This window comes from Pseudomonas sp. CNPSo 3701 (assembly GCF_028674975.1).
In the GTDB taxonomy this organism is placed as follows: Bacteria; Pseudomonadota; Gammaproteobacteria; order Pseudomonadales; family Pseudomonadaceae; genus Aquipseudomonas; species Aquipseudomonas straminea.
The window spans coordinates 1,146,112-1,165,532 of sequence record NZ_JAQZSI010000001.1 but is presented as its reverse complement, the minus strand read 5'-3'; the positions used below and the strand labels follow the sequence as shown (position 1 = coordinate 1,165,532).

General features: G+C 63.5%; 17 protein-coding genes. 5 read left to right on the top strand and 12 right to left on the bottom strand.

All coding sequences use genetic code 11. The annotated features are described in order from the left end of the window. Positions 1-159 precede the first annotated feature (159 nt). Together PVA39_RS05305 and PVA39_RS05300 are read right to left on the bottom strand one after the other, a co-directional pair. Entirely contained in the window at positions 160-1,005 is an 846-nt protein-coding gene (locus PVA39_RS05305; RefSeq protein ID WP_274123108.1) for a mechanosensitive ion channel family protein, read from the bottom strand. Positions 1,006-1,129: 124 nt separating this feature from the next. Continuing rightward, positions 1,130-1,609: a YajQ family cyclic di-GMP-binding protein gene (locus PVA39_RS05300; RefSeq protein ID WP_274123107.1), complete on the bottom strand. Its 480-nt coding sequence runs from the start codon at positions 1,607-1,609 to the stop codon at positions 1,130-1,132. A gap of 258 nt (positions 1,610-1,867) precedes the next feature. Here PVA39_RS05300 and PVA39_RS05295 point away from each other — a divergent pair, with 258 nt between their 5' ends. From PVA39_RS05295 to PVA39_RS05280, 4 genes are read left to right on the top strand one after another with little or no spacing between them, the layout of a single operon-like run. Beyond that, the gene (locus PVA39_RS05295; protein WP_093504087.1) at positions 1,868-2,830 is read left to right on the top strand and encodes a GGDEF domain-containing response regulator; all 963 of its coding nucleotides are present in this window, start codon (positions 1,868-1,870) and stop codon (positions 2,828-2,830) included. Then, complete coding sequence (locus tag PVA39_RS05290) at positions 2,827-3,738, top strand: putative 2-dehydropantoate 2-reductase (RefSeq protein WP_274123106.1); 912 nt, start codon at positions 2,827-2,829, stop codon at positions 3,736-3,738. Before PVA39_RS05295 ends, PVA39_RS05290 begins: the two co-directional genes overlap by 4 nt. Before the next feature lie 46 nt (positions 3,739-3,784). Beyond that, positions 3,785-5,788, top strand: coding sequence for a HAMP domain-containing sensor histidine kinase (locus PVA39_RS05285; RefSeq protein ID WP_274123105.1), 2,004 nt, complete (start codon positions 3,785-3,787; stop codon positions 5,786-5,788). Positions 5,789-5,802: 14 nt separating this feature from the next. Next, the gene (locus PVA39_RS05280; protein ID WP_274123104.1) at positions 5,803-6,378 is read left to right on the top strand and encodes a cob(I)yrinic acid a,c-diamide adenosyltransferase; all 576 of its coding nucleotides are present in this window, start codon (positions 5,803-5,805) and stop codon (positions 6,376-6,378) included. Here the strand turns inward: PVA39_RS05280 and PVA39_RS05275 are convergent. From PVA39_RS05275 to PVA39_RS05245, 7 genes are all read right to left on the bottom strand, one after another. After that, positions 6,368-7,252: an RluA family pseudouridine synthase gene (locus PVA39_RS05275; RefSeq protein WP_274123103.1), complete on the bottom strand. Its 885-nt coding sequence runs from the start codon at positions 7,250-7,252 to the stop codon at positions 6,368-6,370. The two genes, PVA39_RS05280 and PVA39_RS05275, sit on opposite strands and share 11 nt — an antisense overlap. A gap of 22 nt (positions 7,253-7,274) precedes the next feature. Further along, positions 7,275-8,201: an AEC family transporter gene (locus PVA39_RS05270; RefSeq protein ID WP_274123100.1), complete on the bottom strand. Its 927-nt coding sequence runs from the start codon at positions 8,199-8,201 to the stop codon at positions 7,275-7,277. Positions 8,202-8,270: 69 nt separating this feature from the next. Then, entirely contained in the window at positions 8,271-9,221 is a 951-nt protein-coding gene (locus PVA39_RS05265) for a Nudix family hydrolase (protein WP_274123099.1), read from the bottom strand. Beyond that, positions 9,218-9,850: a glutathione S-transferase family protein gene (locus PVA39_RS05260; protein WP_274123098.1), complete on the bottom strand. Its 633-nt coding sequence runs from the start codon at positions 9,848-9,850 to the stop codon at positions 9,218-9,220. The genes PVA39_RS05265 and PVA39_RS05260 overlap by 4 nt, the downstream gene beginning before the upstream one ends. A gap of 137 nt (positions 9,851-9,987) precedes the next feature. Continuing rightward, complete coding sequence (gene argJ / locus PVA39_RS05255; RefSeq protein ID WP_274123097.1) at positions 9,988-11,205, bottom strand: bifunctional glutamate N-acetyltransferase/amino-acid acetyltransferase ArgJ; 1,218 nt, start codon at positions 11,203-11,205, stop codon at positions 9,988-9,990. 108 nt (positions 11,206-11,313) lie between these two features. Further along, positions 11,314-14,049, bottom strand: coding sequence for a preprotein translocase subunit SecA (gene secA / locus PVA39_RS05250; RefSeq protein WP_274123096.1), 2,736 nt, complete (start codon positions 14,047-14,049; stop codon positions 11,314-11,316). Positions 14,050-14,217: 168 nt separating this feature from the next. Next, positions 14,218-15,144 carry a M23 family metallopeptidase gene (locus tag PVA39_RS05245; RefSeq protein ID WP_274123095.1) on the bottom strand — a complete coding sequence of 309 codons (927 nt, stop codon included), beginning with the start codon at positions 15,142-15,144 and terminating at the stop codon, positions 14,218-14,220. An 89-nt stretch (positions 15,145-15,233) separates the two neighbouring features. Between PVA39_RS05245 and PVA39_RS05240 the strand changes: the two genes are divergently transcribed. Beyond that, positions 15,234-15,692: a DUF721 domain-containing protein gene (locus PVA39_RS05240; RefSeq protein ID WP_274123428.1), complete on the top strand. Its 459-nt coding sequence runs from the start codon at positions 15,234-15,236 to the stop codon at positions 15,690-15,692. A 180-nt stretch (positions 15,693-15,872) separates the two neighbouring features. On the opposite strand, the gene lpxC is transcribed toward PVA39_RS05240, so the two are convergent. The 3 genes from lpxC to ftsA form a co-directional block, all read right to left on the bottom strand. After that, on the bottom strand, positions 15,873-16,784 hold the full coding sequence (gene lpxC, locus PVA39_RS05235; RefSeq protein WP_013792645.1) for a UDP-3-O-acyl-N-acetylglucosamine deacetylase: 912 nt from the start codon (positions 16,782-16,784) through the stop codon (positions 15,873-15,875). Between the two features lie 112 nt (positions 16,785-16,896). Continuing rightward, a complete protein-coding gene (ftsZ, locus tag PVA39_RS05230) occupies positions 16,897-18,087 on the bottom strand; it encodes a cell division protein FtsZ (protein ID WP_013792646.1) in 1,191 nt (396 codons plus the stop codon). Between the two features lie 77 nt (positions 18,088-18,164). Beyond that, a complete protein-coding gene (gene ftsA, locus PVA39_RS05225; RefSeq protein WP_093504111.1) occupies positions 18,165-19,412 on the bottom strand; it encodes a cell division protein FtsA in 1,248 nt (415 codons plus the stop codon). Positions 19,413-19,421 lie beyond the last annotated feature (9 nt).

Below are 19,421 nucleotides of genomic sequence, written 5' to 3'. Positions count from 1 at the left end.
TAGGGTCTGTTGACGTTCACGCGCCGGGACCTGCGGGTTGAGCTAGAAAGCTCGCCATGCAGTGTTAGAGGACCTCGCAAGGGAAGCGGCAACGCGGCTCGTATTGAAACGTCAATAGACTCTAGAGGCCGGCCATTGCCGCCGACCTCGGTGTCGACTTCACTCGCCAACGGCAGCGTCCTGCACCACATGCACCACCCGCTGTGGGAACGGAATGCCGATACCCCGGGTTTTCAGGCGATCACGAGCTTGCTCGTTGAGCATGAACATCACGTCCCAGTAGTTCGCAGTTTCCACCCACAGGCGCAGAGACATGGTAATGGCGCTGTCGCCCAGAGCGCTGACCACCACCACGGGTGCCGGCTCCTGCATGACGCGCGGGTCCTGAGCCAGCTCCAGCAGCACTTCACGAGCGCCCTGCAGGTCGGCCTCGTAATCCACGCCCACATCGAATACCACCTTGCGGGTCGCCTGGCGGTTGTAGTTGGTGATGATGCCGTTGGAAAGGTTACCGTTGGGCACGACGACGGTCTTGTTGTCGCCAGTGCGCAGCACGGTGTGGAAGATCTGGATGCTGTCCACGGTGCCCATCACGCCCTGAGCCTCGATCCAGTCGCCGATGCGGAAGGGGCGGAACAGCAGGATCAGCACGCCGCCCGCGAAATTCGCCAGGCTCCCCTGCAGTGCCAGGCCGATGGCCAGGCCGGCAGCACCGATGGCGGCGATGAACGAGGTGGTTTCCACACCGATCATCGAGGCGACGCTGATTACCAGCAGCACCTTGAGAATGATGTTGGCCAGGCTGCCGATGAAGCCCTGCAGCGCCGGGTCGGCCTTGCGAGCCGCCAGCAGATTGCTGACCTGATTGGTGAGTTTGTTGATGAACCACCAGCCAACCAGCAGGGTAACCAGCGCCAGCAATACGCGGCTGCCGTACTGCATGATCAGCGGGATCCAGGTCTGCGACTCGCGCAACAGCTGATCGATTTCAGCATTCAAATCCATGGGTAACTCCTGTCCGTCATCGCGGGAAAAACGACGACGCCACGGCAGTGCGACTGCCATGGCGTCGATGAAACTGCAAAAGGTGCGACGCGCTGGCCGCGCCGGGGTTCAACCCGGCGACCACTCAATCGCGGAAGTTGTTGTACTGCAGGGGCATGCCGAAGTCCTTGCCGCGCAGCGAGGCGATGCATTCCTGCAGGTCGTCACGCTTCTTGCCGGTGACGCGCACCTGCTCGCCCTGGATGGCGGCCTGCACTTTGAGCTTGGCGTCCTTGATGTGGGCGACGATCTTCTTGGCCAGCTCCTTGTCGATGCCTTCGCGGAATTCGACTTCCTGCTTGACTACCTTGCCGGACGCATACGGGTCCTTGGTCTCCATGCACTGGCTGTCGATCTTGCGCTTGATCAGACAGCTGCGAATGATGTCGAGCATCTGCTCAAGCATGAAATCGGCTTCGGCGGTCAGCGTAACGGCCTTGTCCTTGACTTCGAAACTGCACTTGCCGCGCAGGTCGAAGCGCCGCTCCAGCTCCTTGGTGGCATTATCCAGGGCGTTGGTGAGTTCGTGTTTATCCAGCTCCGACACCACGTCGAACGAGGGCATGGAATTCCTCCAGTTAAAAAGCGCGACCGGCAGCACCGTTTCGCGAGTCGCTGCCGGCAGCCGCCTTGGCCACGCTACGAATGCATCGGGCTGGGCGCCAGTTCGCGAGATCGTGAATTAAGTCTGCGCAAATCGCGCGGATGGCTTGACGATAAAATTGGCGCGATCATTATATCCGCTCTGATACAGATCGCTCGGCGTTGTATTGGTTACTCCCTTCCCTCGACCTGTTTTCCTGCCCGCGAGTGCCATAAAAAAATGCCCAACCCCCATCTCAGTATTCTGGTGGTGGACGACGCCAAGTTCTCGAGCGCCATGATCGGCCGTGCATTGAGCCAGGCTGGATATCAGGATATTCGCTTCGCCAGCAGCGCTGCCGAAGCCATCAGCAATCTCGAACAACGCCCCGCCAGCGTACTGCTGGCAGACTGGCTGATGCCCGAAATGGACGGCCTGGAGCTGACCGGACGGGTGCGCCAGCTTGACGAGGCGGCCGAGCACTACACCTACATCATCCTGTTGACCGGCAAGGAGGGCGAGAATGTCCTCAACGAAGCCTTCGACCGCGGCGTCGATGACTTCATCAGCAAGTCAGCGATGAACGAACAGCTGCTGCCCCGGGTATTCGCCGCCGAACGCCTGTGCAGCACCCTGCAGCGCCTGCTCCACGAAAACGCCCTGCTGGTGCAGAACATCGCCAGCCTGGAAGAACGCAACCTGGTCGACCCACTGACCGGCCTGGGCAACACCCGCTACCTGAAACAGAAGATGGCCGACAGCCTGCGCCAAGTGGAATCGCGTGGTGGCGCACTGTGCTACCTGATGATCGGTCTGCAGGGCGTCGACGAGCTGAGCGCACGCCACGGCGCGGTATTCAGCAACGAGTTGCTGCGCAGCGTGGCCCGCCGCCTGCAACAGCTGGTACGCCCGCTGGACGTGCTGGTCAGCCTGGATGATCGTCATTTCGCACTGATCACCCTGCTCGAAGATCTGCAGGAATGCTCACCGAGCAGCTTCAAGCGTCTGCACGAAGGCCTCAACCTCAAGGCCTTCAAGACCAGCGAAGGCTTTATCAGCCTCAAGGCCGGCATCGCCGTGGTCGGGCTGGACAGCAAGGCCATGCCCATGGAGCAGCAGCAACTACTCGACCTGGCCACTCGTCTGCTACCCGAAGCCCACGCCAGCGGCCGCGTGACCGCGGTACGCCTGCCCCGTCCATGAGCTGGCACGTACTCGGTGCCGGCAGCCTGGGCAGTCTGTGGGCCTGCCGCCTGTTTCGCGCCGATGTGCAGGTGCAGCTTGTGCTCCGTGACCCGCGGCGTCTGGCCGCGTATCGACAGGCAGGTGGCCTCGCCCTGGTCGAGCAGGGCCACAGCCACCTCTACCCTATCCCGGCCAGCGACCTGCAGGATTCGTCGCCCATCGAGCGTCTGCTGCTGGCCTGCAAGGCCTATGACGCCACGGAGGCGATTGCCGCCGTGGCCCATCGCCTGACACCTGCTGCCGAAGTCGTCCTGCTGCAGAACGGCCTGGGCAGCCAGAACGAAGTGGCGCAGCAGCTGCCTGGCCGCCGTTGCCTGCCCGCCTCCAGCACCGAAGGCGCGTTTCGTGACGGTGACTGGCGCGTGGTATTCGCCGGCCAGGGCCACACCTGGATCGGCGATCCCTGCGGCGCGGCGGCGCCTGCCTGGCTGCAGGACCTGGAACGTAGCCAGATTCCCCACACCTGGAGCGCAGACATCCTCACGCGCCTGTGGCGTAAGCTGGCGCTCAATTGCGCGATAAACCCGCTGACCGTGCTGCACGGCTGCCGCAATGGCGAACTGGTGCGCTATCACGAACAGGTCGATGCGATATGTACCGAGCTGGCCGAGCTGTTGATCGGCTGTGGCCAGGCGGAGGCCGCTCAAAAGCTGCATAGCGAAGTGTGGCGGGTGATCGAGGCCACGGCCGCCAATTACTCGTCCATGTACCAGGACGTCGCCGCTGGTCGGCGCACCGAAATCAGCTACCTGCTCGGCTACGCCTGCGCCGCCGGCGAACGCGCGTTGCTGCAGCTGCCGCGGCTGAAAGCCTTGCACCAGCGACTGCAGGAGCATCTGGACGGCCACGGATTGCCGCGCTATTGAGTCACGCGCTACCCTGCGCCCTCACCTGCCACCACGAAACACGCCCATGCGCCTGCGCCACCGCCTGAAGAACCTGCCCGTAGGCCGAAAGCTGCTCGCTGCCCTGCTGGTCCTGCTGGCCGCCGTGCTGGTGGTCGCCAACATGACCTTCATCAGCGCGGCCTACTGGATCTCCCAGGAAAGCGTCGCGCCCCAGGCGCTGCAGACCTTGGGCCGGCTGTTCGCCACCCCCGCCCTGAGCCGCGACGCCCTGAGCTCTCCCGAAAACGCCCATGAGCTACTCAAGCGCCTGGAGGGTTATGGCCCACTACGCGCCGCGGTGATCTATGACGCCGACGGCAATAGCATGGCGCAGTTGCAGAGGGGAGAGAAACTCGACCTACCCGAGCAGGTCGCTGCTCTGGACAACTGGCGCATCGGTGAATTTCGCGCCAACCAGTTGGTCGAGCTGCCGCGATCCGATGCTCCGCCAGGGCACCTGCTGCTGGTCGCCTCCAGTGAGTTGCCGGGCGCCTTTTACACCGGCACCGTCACCGCCAGCCTGGTGATCCTGCTGTTCAGCCTGGTGCTATGGCTGTTGGTGGCGCGGCAGATCCGCCGCCTGGTCACCAGCCCGATCAAACGCCTGGAAGAGCTGACCCGCCAGGTCACCCGCGAAGAGAACTACTCACTGCGCGCGCGACGCGGCAACCGCGACGAAATCGGCAGCCTGGCCGAAGCCTTCAACACCATGCTCGAGCGCATCGAGGCGCGCGAACAGCAGCTCAAGCGTGCCCGCGACGACTCCGAAGAGGCTTATAACCAGGCCCGCGGTCTGGCCGAGGAAACCCGTCTGTCCAACCGCAAGCTGGAACTCGAAGTGCAGGTGCGCAGCAAGATCGAGAAGAAGCTCACGGGCTTTCAGAATTACCTCAACAGCATCATCGACTCCATGCCCTCGGCGCTGATCGCCCTAGACGAACAGCTCTACGTGGCGCAGTGGAATCAGGAGGCCAGTGCGCTGTCCGGTACGTCCATCGACGAGGCGGTCAACCAGCCGGTGTTCCTCGCCTTCCCGCTGCTCAAACCGTACCTGTCCAAACTCAAGCGCACCGCCGAGCAGCACCGGGTCGAGAAGATCGAACGCGTCACCTGGATTCGCGATGACGAGCCCCATCACTACGCCCTGACCTTCTATCCGCTGATCGGCAGCATCGGCCGTGGCGTGGTGATTCGAATCGACGACATCACCCAGCGCCTGAATCTCGAAGAGGTCATGGTGCAGTCCGAGAAGATGCTTTCCGTGGGCGGCCTGGCGGCCGGCATGGCGCACGAGATCAACAACCCGCTGGGCGCCATCCTGCACAACGTGCAGAACATCCGCCGGCGCCTGTCGCCGGAGCTGCCACGCAATCAGGAGCAAGCCGAGGTGGCCGGCGTCAGCCTGCCGGCCATTGACCGCTACCTGGTAGCGCGGGAGATCCCTATGCTGCTCGACGGCATCCAGCAGGCCGGCGCACGAGCCTCGAAGATCGTCACCCACATGCTCAGCTTCAGCCGCCTGAGCAATCGTCAGCTGGCGCCCTGCCAGTTGCCGGCACTGATCGACCAGGCGGTGGAGATCGCCAGCAACGACTTCGACCTGACCGAAAGCTTCGACTTCAAGAGCCTGCTGATCCAGCGTGAATTCGACCCGCAGCTGGGGCCGATTCCCGGCATTGCCAACGAACTGGAGCAGGTGCTGCTCAACCTGCTGAAGAACGCTGCCCAGGCCATTCACCTGCGCGAAGACGAAAGTGAGCCCGGCAAGCTGATACTGCGCACGCGACTGGCGCCGCCCTGGGCCGAAGTGCAGGTCGAAGACAATGGCGTGGGCATCCCCGAAGCCGTGCGCAAGCGCATCTTCGAACCGTTCTTCACCACCAAAGAGGTCGGTCAAGGCACCGGCCTGGGACTTTCGGTGTCGTACTTCATCGTCACCAACAACCACAAGGGCCAGATGGAAGTGCACTCGCGCACCGGCCAGGGCACCTGTTTCACCCTGCGCCTGCCCCTGGGCGCCAGCAGCTGATCAGCGGAGACCCCATGGGTTATCGACTCTCGAAAATCTACACGCGCACCGGCGATGCCGGACAAACCGGTCTGGCCGACGGCCGCCGCGTCGCCAAGGATCATCCGCGCATCGAAGCCATCGGCGAAGTGGACACCCTCAACAGCCAGCTCGGCCTGCTACTCGCCGACCTGCTCGAGCAGCAGGCTAACCACCCGGGTCTCGGCGAGCTGGTCGAAGTGCTCGCGCCCTGCCAGCACCGCCTGTTCGACCTCGGTGGCGAGCTGGCGATGCCCGAGTACCACGCGCTGCAGGCTGCCGAAATCGAGCGTCTGGAAGCGGCCATCGACCGCTGGAACGAGGAAGTCGGGCCGCTCACCAACTTCATCCTGCCCGGCGGCTCACGGCTGATCGCCCAGGCCCACCTGTGTCGCAGCAGCGCCCGCACCGCCGAGCGCCGCTGCGGCCAGCTGCATACCATCGAACCGCTGCGCGGTGAGTTGCTGGCCTACATCAACCGGCTATCCGACCTGCTGTTCGTGGCCGCGCGGCTGATCGCCAAGCGCCAGGGCATCGACGAAGTGCTCTGGCAGGCCGCCGTCAAAGGCTGAGGCGGCTCTCGAAGCGGCGCAGTTCGCCGCTCAGCGGGTCGCTGAACGACAGCCCACGGGCCAGCAGCTTCAGCGGCCGCCCGTAGTCGTCGGGCTCACCCTCGGCGCAGCTGACTTCGGGATAGAACGGATCGTTGAGGATCGGCGCGCCCAGGGCAGCCATATGCACCCGTAGCTGATGCTTCTTGCCGGTGACCGGTTCCAGACCGTACAACCAGTGCTCGGCGCGCTTCTCGATCACCTCGACGCGTGTGCGGGTGTTCGCCACCCCCGGTGCCTCGCGCATGCGAAAGAACGGCTCCCCGGCTTCGAAACGCGTCTCGCGCAACAGCGGAAACTGCAGCCCTGGCAACGGAGCAGCCAGCGCCTCGTAGCGCTTGTCGATGGCGCGCTCGCGAAACATCGCCTGGTAGCGCCCGCGGGTCTGCGGGTTGCTGGAGAACAGCACCAGCCCGGCGGTGTGCCGGTCGATGCGATGCAGGGGCACCAGATCGGCATTGCCGGTACGCTTGACCAGCCGCGCCAGCAAGGTCTGCTCGACGTAGGCGCCGGCCGGCATCACCGACAGGAAATGCGGCTTGTCGGCGACCAGAATGTGCTCGTCGACATGCAGGATGGTTTCCTCGAAGGGAATCAGCGGCTCGGCGGGCACCTCACGGAAATAATGCACGCGCAGGCCGACCCGATACGGGTGATCGACGCCAATGGGCGCGCCGTCGGCGTCCAGCACCCGGCCGCGGGCCATGCGCTCGAGCCAGACGTCCCGTGGAATCGCCGAGAAATGCGCACACAGGCAGTCGAGCACCGTCGCCCAGTCGCCGGCTGGCAAATGCAGGGTGCTGGGGCGCAGGGTCGGCTGAGCGGATGGTGGCATGCAGAGGCTCCAGGCGCGGTAGTCAGGGCGCGATCAGGTAGAGACAGATCGACAGCGTCAGCAGCGAGCCCAGCGTCGACAACAAAATGGTGCTCGACACCTCGGCACCATCACGGCGATAGAACTCGGCGAGCATGAACGGCCCGGTGCCGGTCGGCAGTGCGCTGAGCAGCAGCGCGGCATGGGCCCACATCGGCGGCAAGCGGAACACGTAGACGGCCAATACCCAAGTGAGCAGCGGGTGGGCGATCAGCTTGATCAATACCAGGCCGGTGCCGCGCTGCTTCGGCCCCGCGTGCTTTTCGGCCAGGAACAGGCCAAGGGCGATGAGCGCACAGGGCCCGGTGGCGGCCGCCAGCAGCTTGAGAAACAGGTGCAGGGGCGCCGGCAGTGGCTGCGCCGTAGCAGCCCACAAGCCGCCAAGCACAGGCGCCATGACAATGGGGTTCTTGAGCAGCGCGACGCACACCTTGCGCACCGCGGTCAGCACGCTCTTCTCGTTCTGCAGCCCCACCTCGATGCACACCACCGCCAGGGCGAACAGCACGCAGATGACGATCAGGCAGGCGATCAGCGCCGGCTCCATACCGGCATCGCCGAACACCAGCAGGCACAGCGGAATGCCCATGTAACCGGTATTAGCGTAGGAGGCGCTCAGCCCCTGCACGCTGGCATCGGCCAGGCTGGTGCTGCGCAGGCGCCACAGCAGCACCAGGGCGAAGAGACCCAGAGTGGCGATGCCATAGGCAAGGATGAAACCGGGCTGCCAGATCTCGTCCCACACCACCGTCGCCATCGCCTCGAACAGCAGCGCCGGCAGGCACAGCCAGACCACCATGCGGTTGATCTCCGAGGCGGCGGTGGCGCCCAGCAGGTCCAGGCGCCGGCAGGCAAAACCCGCAAGGATCAGCGCAAAGACCGGCAGGATGACATTGAGAACGGAGGCCATGGGCCGTGGATCACTCGAAAACAGGACGCCGCAGGGTAGGCGCTACGGCGTGCTCATACAAGCGCCGGCTCAGCGCTGGTGCTCGGGCCAGAAAGCGCGAATGCCCGCAACGCCCTGGGCGCCAATCTGCCAGGCCTGCTGGCAATCCTGCGGCCCGACCCCACCGAGTACGTAGCACGGCTGGTTAAAACCCTGCAGCCATTCGCTCGCCCGCTGCCAACCCAGCGGCTGGGCCTCGGGATGGGTCTGAGTGGCCTGCAAAGGCGACAGGGTGACGAAGTCGGCACCGATCTGCGTCGCCAGCTCGAGCTCCTCGGCGCTGTGGCAGGACGCGGCCAGCCAGCGCCCTTCGGGCAGCGGACGGCCCTTGCTGGCGTACTTGCGCAGCTGCTCGGCGGTCAGGTGCCAGCCGGCTGCCGGGAAATCGCCCAGCCACTCCAGCGGGCCCTTGAGCATCAGTTGCGCCTTGCCGGCACAGAGCCCCTGCACGTCCACGGCCAGATCGCGGTACTGGGCGTCGAACATCGCCGGCGCGCGTAGCTGGATCAGGCGGATACCGTTGGCGACAGCAGCCCGCACGCCAGCAAGCAGCTCCGGCCCGTCCAGCCCTTCCGGAGTGATCAGGTAATGCTCGGGCAAGCGAGCCGCCGCGACGATCGGTCGGTTGGCGGCCGGAAACTCGTAGTCGCCCAATTGCCGCGGGCTGACCCAGGCCAGCGGCTGGCCTTCGGCGCCATGGGGCTCACCAGTGAATCGGCTGACTTCCCAGACGTCCAGCAGCACCTGCTTGTCGCTGTAGTCATGACGCACCCGAATCAGCGGCCGCGCCGCGTCCACGCCGATGCCCAGCTCTTCGTGCAGCTCGCGCGACAGCGCCGCCAAAACGGCTTCGCCTTCCTCGACCTTGCCGCCCGGAAACTCCCAGAGCCCGCCCTGGTGTTTGTCGTCCGGGCGCTTGGCGATCAGGATCCGGCCATCGTCACCGCGGATTACCGCGGCCGCTACATGCACGCGTTTCACGTCTTCTCCTCTAGAGCTGCCTGGTGCCAGCGCTGGAATGCCGGCCACTGAAAAATGGTTTCCACATAGGCCGCCGCATCCGCCGGAAGTTGCACGCCGTAGCTGCGCAGCCGGCTGGCAACCGGGGCGAAGTAGGCGTCGGCGATGCTCACCTGACCGAACAGGTAGGGGCCGCCCTGACCAAAGCGCTCACGGCAGCCTGCCCAGATGGCGACGATGCGCTGGATATCATGCTTGACGTCATCCGCCACGCTGGCCAGCGGCGCATTACGCTGCATGTCCATCGGCATGTGGCTGCGCAGTGCGCCGAAACCGCTGTGCATTTCCGCACATACCGAGCGGGCCATGGCGCGAGCGGCTACGTCGCGCGGCCACATGGCGGCTTCGGGAAAGCGCTCGGCCAGGTATTCGGCGATCGCCAGGGAATCCCAGATCGCACCGGCGTCATCGGTTTTGAGAACCGGTACCTTGGCTGTCGGCGAATGCTCCAGAAGGCGCGCGTGAGTATCGGGGCGAAACAGCGGCACCAGGGTTTCCTGATAAGCCGCGCCGGTGAGCTCAACCAACAGCCAGCCGCGCAGCGACCAGGACGAGTAATTCTTGTTGCCTATCACCAATTCGAGCGACATCTATTTCTCCAGCGGTCAGAAGAACAGAACGACAGCTTCACCGGTGGCTGCCGGCAAGGCAAATTCCGCTCGCTCATGGGGCCATGCGCGCGCGGAATAAAGGCGGCTAGTCGCAATGACCTCGACCGGCGCGAGGCTCAGGTGCGGTATTCGGCGTTGATCTTCACGTATTCGTGGGACAGGTCGGTGGTCCAGATCGTCTCGCTGCAGGTGCCGCGACCCAGCTCGATGCGGATGGTGATTTCCTCCTCGGCCATCACCGCTGCGCCCTGCTCCTCGGTGTAGGTGGCAGCACGACAGCCCTTGCTGGCGATGCACACCTCGCCCAGGAAGACGTCGATCTTGCTGACATCCAGCTGTGCCACACCTGCGCGGCCGACGGCAGCGAGAATGCGCCCCCAGTTGGGATCGGAGGCGAACAACGCTGTCTTGATCAACGGCGAATGGGCCACCGCATAGCCGACGTCCAGGCACTCCTGGTGGGTCGCACCGCCGTTGACCTGCACGGTGACGAACTTGGTCGCGCCCTCGCCATCACGCACGATGGCCTGGGCGACCTCCATGCACACCTCGAACACCGCCTGCTTGAGCGCCGCGAACAGCGCGCCGCTGGTCTGGGTGATTTCCGGCAGGGCGGCCTTGCCGGTGGCGATCAGCATGCAGCAGTCGTTGGTGGAGGTATCGCCATCGATAGTGATGCGGTTGAACGACTTGTTCGCCGCATCGCGCAGCAGGTCCTGCAACACGCCCTGGGCGACCTTGGCGTCGGTGGCGATGTAGCCGAGCATGGTGGCCATGTTCGGTTTGATCATGCCCGCGCCCTTGCTGATGCCGGTCACGGTGACGGTCACGCCCTCGTGGGTGAACTGGCGGCTGGCCCCCTTGGGCAGCGTGTCGGTGGTCATGATGCCGGTGGCGGCATCGGCCCAGTTGTTTTCAGAGAGGTTGTCCAGCGCGGCCTGCAGGGCACCTTCGATCTTCTCGACCGGCAGCGGCTCACCGATTACCCCGGTGGAGAACGGCAGCACTTCGCTCTCATCGACGCCGGCCAGGATAGCCAGGCTGGCGCAGGTACGCATGGCGTTCTGCAGGCCCGGCTCGCCGGTGCCGGCATTGGCATTACCAGTGTTGGTCAGCAGGTAACGCACGCTGCCGGACGCTCGCTTCTTGGCCAGGATCACCGGCGCCGCGCAGAAGGCGTTGAGGGTGAACACCCCCGCCACGCTGCTGCCCTCGGCACAGCGCATCACCACTACATCCTTGCGCCCCGGGCGCTTGATGCCGGCAGAGGCGATGCCCAGCTCGAAACCTGGAACCGGATGCAGGGTAGACAGCGGGCCAAGACCAACAGCCATGGGAAAGCTCCTTGAATTAGGTGGATGGGCACAGCATGTTCGATGCGAAAACGCCGCGAAGGGGTCTGACCCTTCGCGGCGTTTTGGCGTTTCACTGCATTGCGTTGATCAGTTGACCTGACCGTGGCAGTGCTTGTACTTCTTGCCAGAACCGCACGGGCACAGCTCGTTGCGGCCGATCTTCTGCTCGGCGCGTACCGGCGCGGCAGCCACGGCGACATCGCCGTCCTGGCCTTCGGCTTCCGTCTCTTCGAGCGCGGAAACTTCATCGTGCTGGAACTGCATGCGCTGGGCCATCGCTTCGGCTTCGCGGCGCAGACGGGCTTCTTCCTCGGCAGGATCTTCACGGCGCACCTGCACGTGGGACAGCACACGGATGGTGTCGCGCTTGATCGAATCCAGTAGTTCCTGGAACAGGGTGAAGGACTCGCGCTTGTATTCCTGTTTCGGGTTCTTCTGCGCGTAACCACGCAGGTGGATACCGTGACGCAGGTGGTCCATGGTCGACAGGTGGTCTTTCCACAGGTCGTCCAGAACGCGCAGCAGAATCTGCTTCTCGAAGGTACGCAGGGCTTCGGCGCTGGCCTGGGTTTCCTTCTCGTTGTAGGCGTCCACCAGTTCCTTGAGGATGCGCTCGCGCAGGGTTTCTTCGTACAGCTTGTCGTCTTCGTCGAGCCACTGCTGGATCGGCAGGCGCAGGTTGAAGCCGGCGAAGATCGCCTCTTCCAGACCGGCGATGTCCCATTGCTCGGGCAGCGACTGCGGCGGCATGTGCGCGCTGATGGTGCTATCCAGAACTTCCTGGCGGAAGTCCTCGATGGTCTCGCCGACGTTGTCGGAAGCCAGCACGGTGTTGCGCATGTGATAGATCACCTTGCGCTGCTCGTTGGCCACGTCATCGTATTCGAGCAGCTGTTTACGCATGTCGAAGTTACGGCCTTCGACCTTGCGCTGCGCCTTCTCGATAGCGTTGGTCACCATGCGGTGTTCGATGGCTTCGCCCGGCTGCATGCCCAGGGCCTTCATGAAGTTCTTCACGCGGTCGGAGGCGAAGATGCGCATCAGGCTATCTTCCAGCGACAGGTAGAAGCGGCTGGAACCGGCATCGCCCTGGCGACCGGCACGGCCGCGCAGCTGGTTGTCGATACGCCGCGACTCGTGGCGCTCGGAGGCGATCACGTGCAGGCCACCGGCTTCCAGCACCTGCTGGTGACGCTTCTGCCAGTCGGCCTTGATCTGCGCGATCTGCTCGTCGGTGGGGTTCTCCAGTGCAGCGACTTCCACTTCCCAGTTGCCGCCGAGCAGGATGTCGGTACCACGACCGGCCATGTTGGTGGCGATGGTCAGCGCGCCGGGACGGCCGGCCTGGGCAATGATCTCGGCTTCCTTCTCGTGGAACTTGGCGTTGAGCACCTTGTGCTCGATGCCTTCCTGCTCGAGCAGGCGCGACACGTACTCGGAGGTCTCGATGGTCGCGGTGCCGACCAGGATCGGGCGGCCCTGGGCCTGGCACTCGCGGATATCGTTGATGATCGCGGCGTACTTCTCTTCCTGGGTCAGGTAGACCAGGTCGTTGAAGTCCTTACGGGCGATCGGCTTGTTGGTCGGGATCACCATCACGTCCAGACCGTAGATCTGGCGGAATTCGAAGGCTTCGGTGTCGGCGGTACCGGTCATGCCGGACAGCTTGTTGTACAGGCGGAAGTAGTTCTGGAAGGTGGTCGACGCCAGGGTCTGGCTTTCGGCCTGGATCTGCACGCCTTCCTTCGCCTCGATGGCCTGGTGCAGGCCTTCGGACAGGCGACGGCCCTGCATGGTACGGCCGGTGTGCTCGTCGATCAGGATGACCTGACCGTTCTGCACGATGTATTCGACGTTGCGATGGAACAGGGTGTGGGCACGCAGGCCGGCATATACGTGGGTCAGCAGGCCCAGATTGTGCGCCGAGTACAGGCTCTCGCCCTCGGCCAGCAAGCCGATCTGGGTGAGCATGTCTTCGATGATCTGATGGCCGGCTTCGTTGAGTTCGACCTGACGGCTCTTCTCGTCGACCTTGTAGTGGCCTTCCTGAGTGACCACGCCTTCCTCTTCCTCGATGTGCTGCTTGAGGCGGGGAATCAGCTTGTTGATCTCGATGTACAGCTTGGAACTGTCTTCGGCCTGACCGGAAATGATCAGCGGCGTACGGGCTTCGTCGATGAGGATCGAGTCCACTTCGTCGATCACCGCGAAATTCAGTTCGCGCTGGAATTTCTCTTCCAGGCTGAACGCCATGTTGTCGCGCAGGTAATCGAAACCGAATTCGTTGTTGGTGCCGTAGGTGATGTCGGCAGCGTAAGCGGCGCGCTTCTCTTCCGGCGGCATGAACGGGGTGACAATGCCGACCGACAGGCCGAGGAATTCGTACAGCGGGCGCATCCAGTTGGCGTCGCGGCGGGCCAGGTAGTCGTTGACCGTGACCACGTGCACACCCTTGCCTTCCAGGGCGTTGAGGTAGACGGCCAGGGTACCGACCAGGGTTTTACCCTCACCGGTACGCATTTCGGCGATCTTGCCTTCGTGCAGAGTCATACCGCCGATCAGCTGGACGTCGAAGTGGCGCATGCCCATCACGCGCTTACCCGCCTCGCGGGCCACGGCAAAGGCTTCAGGCAGCAGTTGATCCAGGGTTTCGCCCTTGGCCAGGCGGGCCTTGAATTCTTCGGTCTTGGCACGCAGTTGCTCATCGGAGAGCGCGAGCATCTGCTCCTCGAATGCATTGACGGCCTGAACCGCCTTGAGCATGCGTTTGACTTCACGCTCGTTCTTGCTTCCAAAGAGTTTTTTCAACAAAGGCGCAAACATATCGACAGGATCTTCCACGCTATGAATGGAGGGCGGCCCCGTGAGTCGCCCATGCAGCCCGTATGGCTGCGTGCGAAGGGGGCATTCTACCCGGAAACGGAATTGAAGAAAGAGCACGATTGGCACAGGGCCATCGGCGCAGGGCAAGCCGGCCTTGACCGGCTTTTGTCAGGGCTCGTCGCTGACGCGGGCAATATAGCTGTGCGGGTTGACCAGCTCGCCGCTGCGGGTGACTTCGAAGTGCACGTGGTTACCGGTCGAGCGCCCGGTGCTGCCGACCGTGGCGATGGCCTGCCCACGCTGGACCAGATCGCCGACCTGTACCTTGTTGCTGCGGTTGTGCGCATACAGGGTGACATAGCCGTCGGCGTGGCTGATTTCCACGGTGTTGCCATAACCATTGCGGCGCCCGGCGAAGGTCACCACGCCGGCACCGACCGCCACCACGTCGCTGCCGGCCTTGGCGGCGAAGTCAACGCCCTTGTGCACGCTGACGCGTCCGGTCAGCGGGTCGATACGCCGCCCGAATGGTGACGACACGTAGCCTTGCAACACCGGATGGCCGGAGAGCATCGTCGCCTCGTCGAGACGACGGTCGGCGAGCAGCTGTTCCAACACTTCGAGCTGCTGCTCACGGCTGTCCATGCGCAGGGCCAGCTCGTCGAGAGTGCTCATGAACGGCGGTGGCGCGTAGGCCGCGCTGCCAAGCGGTTCCTCAGGACCGCCCTGCCCCACGCCGAGCGAGAAATCGAACTCACTGGCATCCAGTTCGGCCAGCTCGGTAAGCCGCTCACCCAAGGCGTCGAGCCGGGTCAGGCGCGCCTGCAGCTCGGCGACGTGGGCGGCGAAGGCATCAAGCTGACGCTGGGCGTCGATCTTCACCGCGCCGACTTCCTCGCGCTGGGCATCAAGAGCCTGGCTGACCACATCGCTGTTCAGTACCGGCACCGATTGCGGCGCCATCCACGCCCCCAGCGCTGCACCGCCGCCCACCGCCAGAACGACCAGCAGCACCGCGCCGGCCAGCAGCCAGCGCAAATCGAGGCTGAGCGAGCGCGCGGCGCCGTGGCGCCTGCTGAGCAAAATGATGTGCATGACATCCCCATTTCGAAAAAAGTGGAACCCGAGCGGTCAGCAGAGGTTCTGCTACCATGACGGCCCCAAAACGTCGCAGGCTTCCTGCCATGAGTTTTCGTCCCTTGCCGGCCAAGGCGCCCGCCGCGCTCCTGCGCGAGGCGAAGCCGCTGAAAGCGCTGTTCAGCCAGGCTCAACGCCTCGACCACCTGCAGCAGGTGGTGGAAAGCCAGCTGCAGCCTGCCGCCCGTGAACACTGTCGCGTGGCATCGTGGCGTGAAGGCTGCCTGCTGCTGATCGTCACCGACGGCCACTGGGCCACGCGGCTGCGTTATCAACAAAAACGCCTGCAACGGCAGTTGCAGGCGCTCGAAACGTTCGCGACCTTAACGAAAATCCTCTTCAAGGTGCAACCTTCCAGCGGCGAGAAACGCGAGGCGCCACGGCCTTTTGAGCTCTCCGACAGCGCCGCCGACAACATCCAGGAAACCGCCGAAGGGGTCAGCGATCCGCGCCTGAAGGCCGCTCTGGAACGCCTCGCCAGCCATCGCCGCCGCAGCGATTCTTAAACTCGTCAGCCAGTTAGATTCACCAAACGGCGAGCGCCATAAAAATGGCAGCTCGGTTAACGATGCCCGCACAACTCACGCCGGACCGGCCCCTGGCCGTTTGTCGGGCCACTTGAACTCGGCATAAAAAAAGGCCACCCGAGGGTGGCCTTGAAGAAGTTAAAACTAGGAGAGAGTGCCTTACACCGCCGCAGCCGGGCGCATGTAAGAGATCGGAGCAGTGTCGGCGTCTTCGAACGTCACCGTTTCCCAAGCATCCGGCTGTGCGATCAACGCTCGCAGCAGACGATTGTTCAGGCCATGGCCGGATTTGTAGCCGCGGAACTCACCGATCAGGCTGTTGCCGAGCAGATAGAGGTCACCGATCGCATCGAGAATCTTGTGCCTGACGAATTCGTCCTCGTAACGCAGGCCGTCTTCGTTGAGCACACCGTCTTCGTCCACCACGATGGCATTGTCCACACTGCCGCCGCGCGCCAGGTTGTGCGAACGCAGGAATTCGATATCACGCATGAAACCGAAGGTGCGGGCACGGCTGACTTCCTTGACGAACGAGGTGCTGGAGAAATCAACACTCGCGGTCTTGGTGCGGTCGTGGAATACAGGGTGATCGAAGTCGATCTCGAAACTCACCTTGAAGCCATCGAACGGAACGAAGGTGGCGCGCTTGTCGCCGTCCGTCACGGTCACTTCACGGGTGATGCGGATGAACTTCTTGGGGGCGTCCTGCTCTTGCAGACCAGCCGACTGAATCAGGAAAACAAAGGGACCCGCACTGCCATCCATGATCGGCACTTCACAGGCGGAGAGCTCGACGTAGGCGTTATCGATGCCCAGGCCTGCCATGGCCGAAAGCAGATGCTCGACCGTATCCACCTTGACATCACCATTGACCAGCGTGGTCGACATGGTGGTCTCACCAACGTTCAGGGCGTGCCCCTTCACCTCCACCACAGGGTCAAGGTCGGTACGACGGAACACGATACCGGTATCCACCGGAGCCGGCTTCAGGGTCAGGTAAACCTTCTCCCCGGAATGCAGGCCGATACCCGTGGCGCGGATGATGTTCTTCAGGGTGCGTTGTCTGATCATGGGTCTGGCCGCTATTACGCTAGGTGCGAATTATTTTCAACAAAGGCTGGCGATGATAGCAGAACCGACCTTTGCTGAACACCAATCACCTTTATACTCCTGATAGATTTCATTAATCCGCCTGACGGCGCAGGAATGCTGGAATGTCGAGGTAATCCAGGTCGTCCTGCGGGTTCATTTTTGCCGCAGTGGCTGCGCCACCATGGCTCTGACGCTGAACGGTCGGGCGCTCGTAGTCCTTGTAGTTGACGTTCTGCTCGGCGCGAACCGGAGCGGCTACCGGGGCAACTGGCTGTGCGGCGGCGACCTGAACGGTGTTGTCGACGACCTTGACCGGCTTCTCCATACGCGCGCCCAGACCGGTGGCAACCACGGTCACGTGCAGCTCGTCGCGCATGTCCGGATCGATCACGGTGCCGACCTTGACGGTAGCGTGCTCGGAAGCGAACTGTTCGATGATGTTACCCACATCGGAGTACTCACCCAGGGACAGGTCCGGGCCAGCGGTGATGTTCACCAGGATGCCGCGGGCGCCCTGCAGGTTGACGTCTTCGAGCAGCGGGTTGCGGATGGCCGCTTCGGTGGCTTCACGCGCACGGTTCGGACCACTGGCGCAGCCGGTGCCCATCATCGCCATGCCCATTTCGCTCATCACGGTCTTCACGTCGGCGAAGTCGACGTTGATCATGCCCGGGCGCTTGATGATGTCGGAGATACCACGCACGGCACCACTGAGCACGTCGTCGGCCTTGGAGAAGGCGGACAGCAGGCTGGCGTCCTTACCGAGGATGGTCAGCAGCTTCTCGTTGGGGATGGTGATCAGCGAGTCAACGCTTTCCTGCAGCGCGCGGATGCCTTCGTCGGCGATCTGCATGCGCTTGCGGCCTTCGAACGGGAACGGACGGGTCACCACCGCAACGGTGAGGATGCCCAGCTCCTTGGCCACTTCGGCAATCACAGGTGCTGCACCGGTACCGGTACCGCCGCCCATGCCGGTGGTGATGAACACCATGTCGCAGCCCTGCAGCACTTCGGCGATGCGTTCACGGTCTTCGATGGCCGCCTGACGGCCGACTTCCGGGTTGGCGCCAGCGCCCAGACCCTTGGTGACGCCAGTACCGAGTTGCAGCACGGTACGTGCGCCGATGTTCTTCAGTGCCTGAGCATCGGTGTTGGCGCAAATGAATTCGACGCCTTCGATGTTGCTCTTAGCCATGTGGTTGACTGCGTTGCCACCGCCACCGCCGACACCGATAACCTTGATGACCGCGCTTTGCGGAAGGTTGTCTACGAGTTCAAACATGGTCTCTCTCCTGTATTTTCTAGTTTTTAACGCCTAGTGCCGACAACGCTGCACACGCCCGTGCCGCGTCGCCCGCCTTAGAAATTACCCTGAATCCAGCGCTTGAGCCGTTCCAGAGCGGGTGCCTTGGTTTCATCACCGTACCCGCCATTGCCGGGCATCGGGATGTCGTCGGACTGCTTGCGCAGGCCATACATCAACAGGCCAACGCCCGTCGAGTAAATAGGGTTGCGGACCACATCGCTGAGGCCTTTGACACTGTGCGGCACGCCCAGGCGCACCGGCATGTGAAAGATTTCTTCAGCCAGCTCGACCGCGCCTTCCATCTTCGCCGTACCACCGGTAAGCACGATGCCCGCCGGGATCAGATCTTCGTAGCCACTGCGGCGCAATTCGGCCTGGATCAGGGTGAACAGCTCGTCGTAACGCGGCTCGACCACCTCGGCCAGGGACTGGCGCGACAGGTCGCGCGGCGGGCGATCACCGACGCTCGGCACCTTGATGGTTTCGCCGGCGCCGGCCAGCTTGGCCAGGGCGCAGGCGTAACGGATCTTGATCTCTTCGGCGTACTGGGTCGGGGTACGCAGCGCCATGGCGATGTCGTTGGTGACCTGGTCACCGGCAATCGGGATTACCGCGGTGTGACGGATGGCGCCTTCGGTGAAGATGCAGATGTCGGTGGTGCCGCCGCCGATGTCAACCAGGCACACACCCAGCTCTTTCTCGTCGTCGGTCAGCACCGCATAGGCGGAAGCCAGTTGCTCGAGGATGATGTCGTCGACTTCCAGGCCGCAACGGCGCACGCATTTTTCGATGTTCTGCGCCGCGTTCACCGCGCAGGTGACCACGTGCACCTTGGCTTCCAGGCGTACGCCGGACATGCCCAGGGGCTCGCGCACGCCCTCCTGGTTATCGATCACGTAGTCCTGCGGCAGGGTATGCAGCACACGCTGGTCAGCAGGAATGGCCACTGCCTGGGCGGCATCCAGCACGCGCTCCAGGTCGGCATTGCTGACCTCACGATCACGGATGGCGACGATACCGTGGCTGTTCAGGCTGCGGATGTGGTTGCCGGCCACGCCGACGAATGCCGAGTGGATGCGGCAGCCCGCCATCAGCTGGGCTTCCTCCACTGCGCGCTGGATCGACGCCACGGTGGACTCGATGTTGACCACCACGCCCTTCTTCAGGCCGCGCGATGGGTGAGTACCGATGCCAACGATTTCCAGCTGACCATCAGCGGTCACTTCGCCTACCAGCGCCACCACCTTGGAGGTGCCGATGTCGAGGCCGACGATCATCTTGCCGCTCTGCACGTTTGCCATGTTTCCTGC

Coding starts and splice junctions, on each gene's coding strand:
- PVA39_RS05305 (WP_274123108.1), bottom strand. CDS start 1,005: ATGGATTTGAATGCTGAAATCGATCAGCTGTTGCGCGAGTCGCAGACC.
- PVA39_RS05300 (WP_274123107.1), bottom strand. CDS start 1,609: ATGCCCTCGTTCGACGTGGTGTCGGAGCTGGATAAACACGAACTCACC.
- PVA39_RS05295 (WP_093504087.1), top strand. CDS start 1,868: ATGCCCAACCCCCATCTCAGTATTCTGGTGGTGGACGACGCCAAGTTC.
- PVA39_RS05290 (WP_274123106.1), top strand. CDS start 2,827: ATGAGCTGGCACGTACTCGGTGCCGGCAGCCTGGGCAGTCTGTGGGCC.
- PVA39_RS05285 (WP_274123105.1), top strand. CDS start 3,785: ATGCGCCTGCGCCACCGCCTGAAGAACCTGCCCGTAGGCCGAAAGCTG.
- PVA39_RS05280 (WP_274123104.1), top strand. CDS start 5,803: ATGGGTTATCGACTCTCGAAAATCTACACGCGCACCGGCGATGCCGGA.
- PVA39_RS05275 (WP_274123103.1), bottom strand. CDS start 7,252: ATGCCACCATCCGCTCAGCCGACCCTGCGCCCCAGCACCCTGCATTTG.
- PVA39_RS05270 (WP_274123100.1), bottom strand. CDS start 8,201: ATGGCCTCCGTTCTCAATGTCATCCTGCCGGTCTTTGCGCTGATCCTT.
- PVA39_RS05260 (WP_274123098.1), bottom strand. CDS start 9,850: ATGTCGCTCGAATTGGTGATAGGCAACAAGAATTACTCGTCCTGGTCG.
- argJ (WP_274123097.1), bottom strand. CDS start 11,205: ATGGCTGTTGGTCTTGGCCCGCTGTCTACCCTGCATCCGGTTCCAGGT.
- secA (WP_274123096.1), bottom strand. CDS start 14,049: ATGTTTGCGCCTTTGTTGAAAAAACTCTTTGGAAGCAAGAACGAGCGT.
- PVA39_RS05245 (WP_274123095.1), bottom strand. CDS start 15,144: ATGCACATCATTTTGCTCAGCAGGCGCCACGGCGCCGCGCGCTCGCTC.
- PVA39_RS05240 (WP_274123428.1), top strand. CDS start 15,234: ATGAGTTTTCGTCCCTTGCCGGCCAAGGCGCCCGCCGCGCTCCTGCGC.
- lpxC (WP_013792645.1), bottom strand. CDS start 16,784: ATGATCAGACAACGCACCCTGAAGAACATCATCCGCGCCACGGGTATC.
- ftsZ (WP_013792646.1), bottom strand. CDS start 18,087: ATGTTTGAACTCGTAGACAACCTTCCGCAAAGCGCGGTCATCAAGGTT.
- ftsA (WP_093504111.1), bottom strand. CDS start 19,412: ATGGCAAACGTGCAGAGCGGCAAGATGATCGTCGGCCTCGACATCGGC.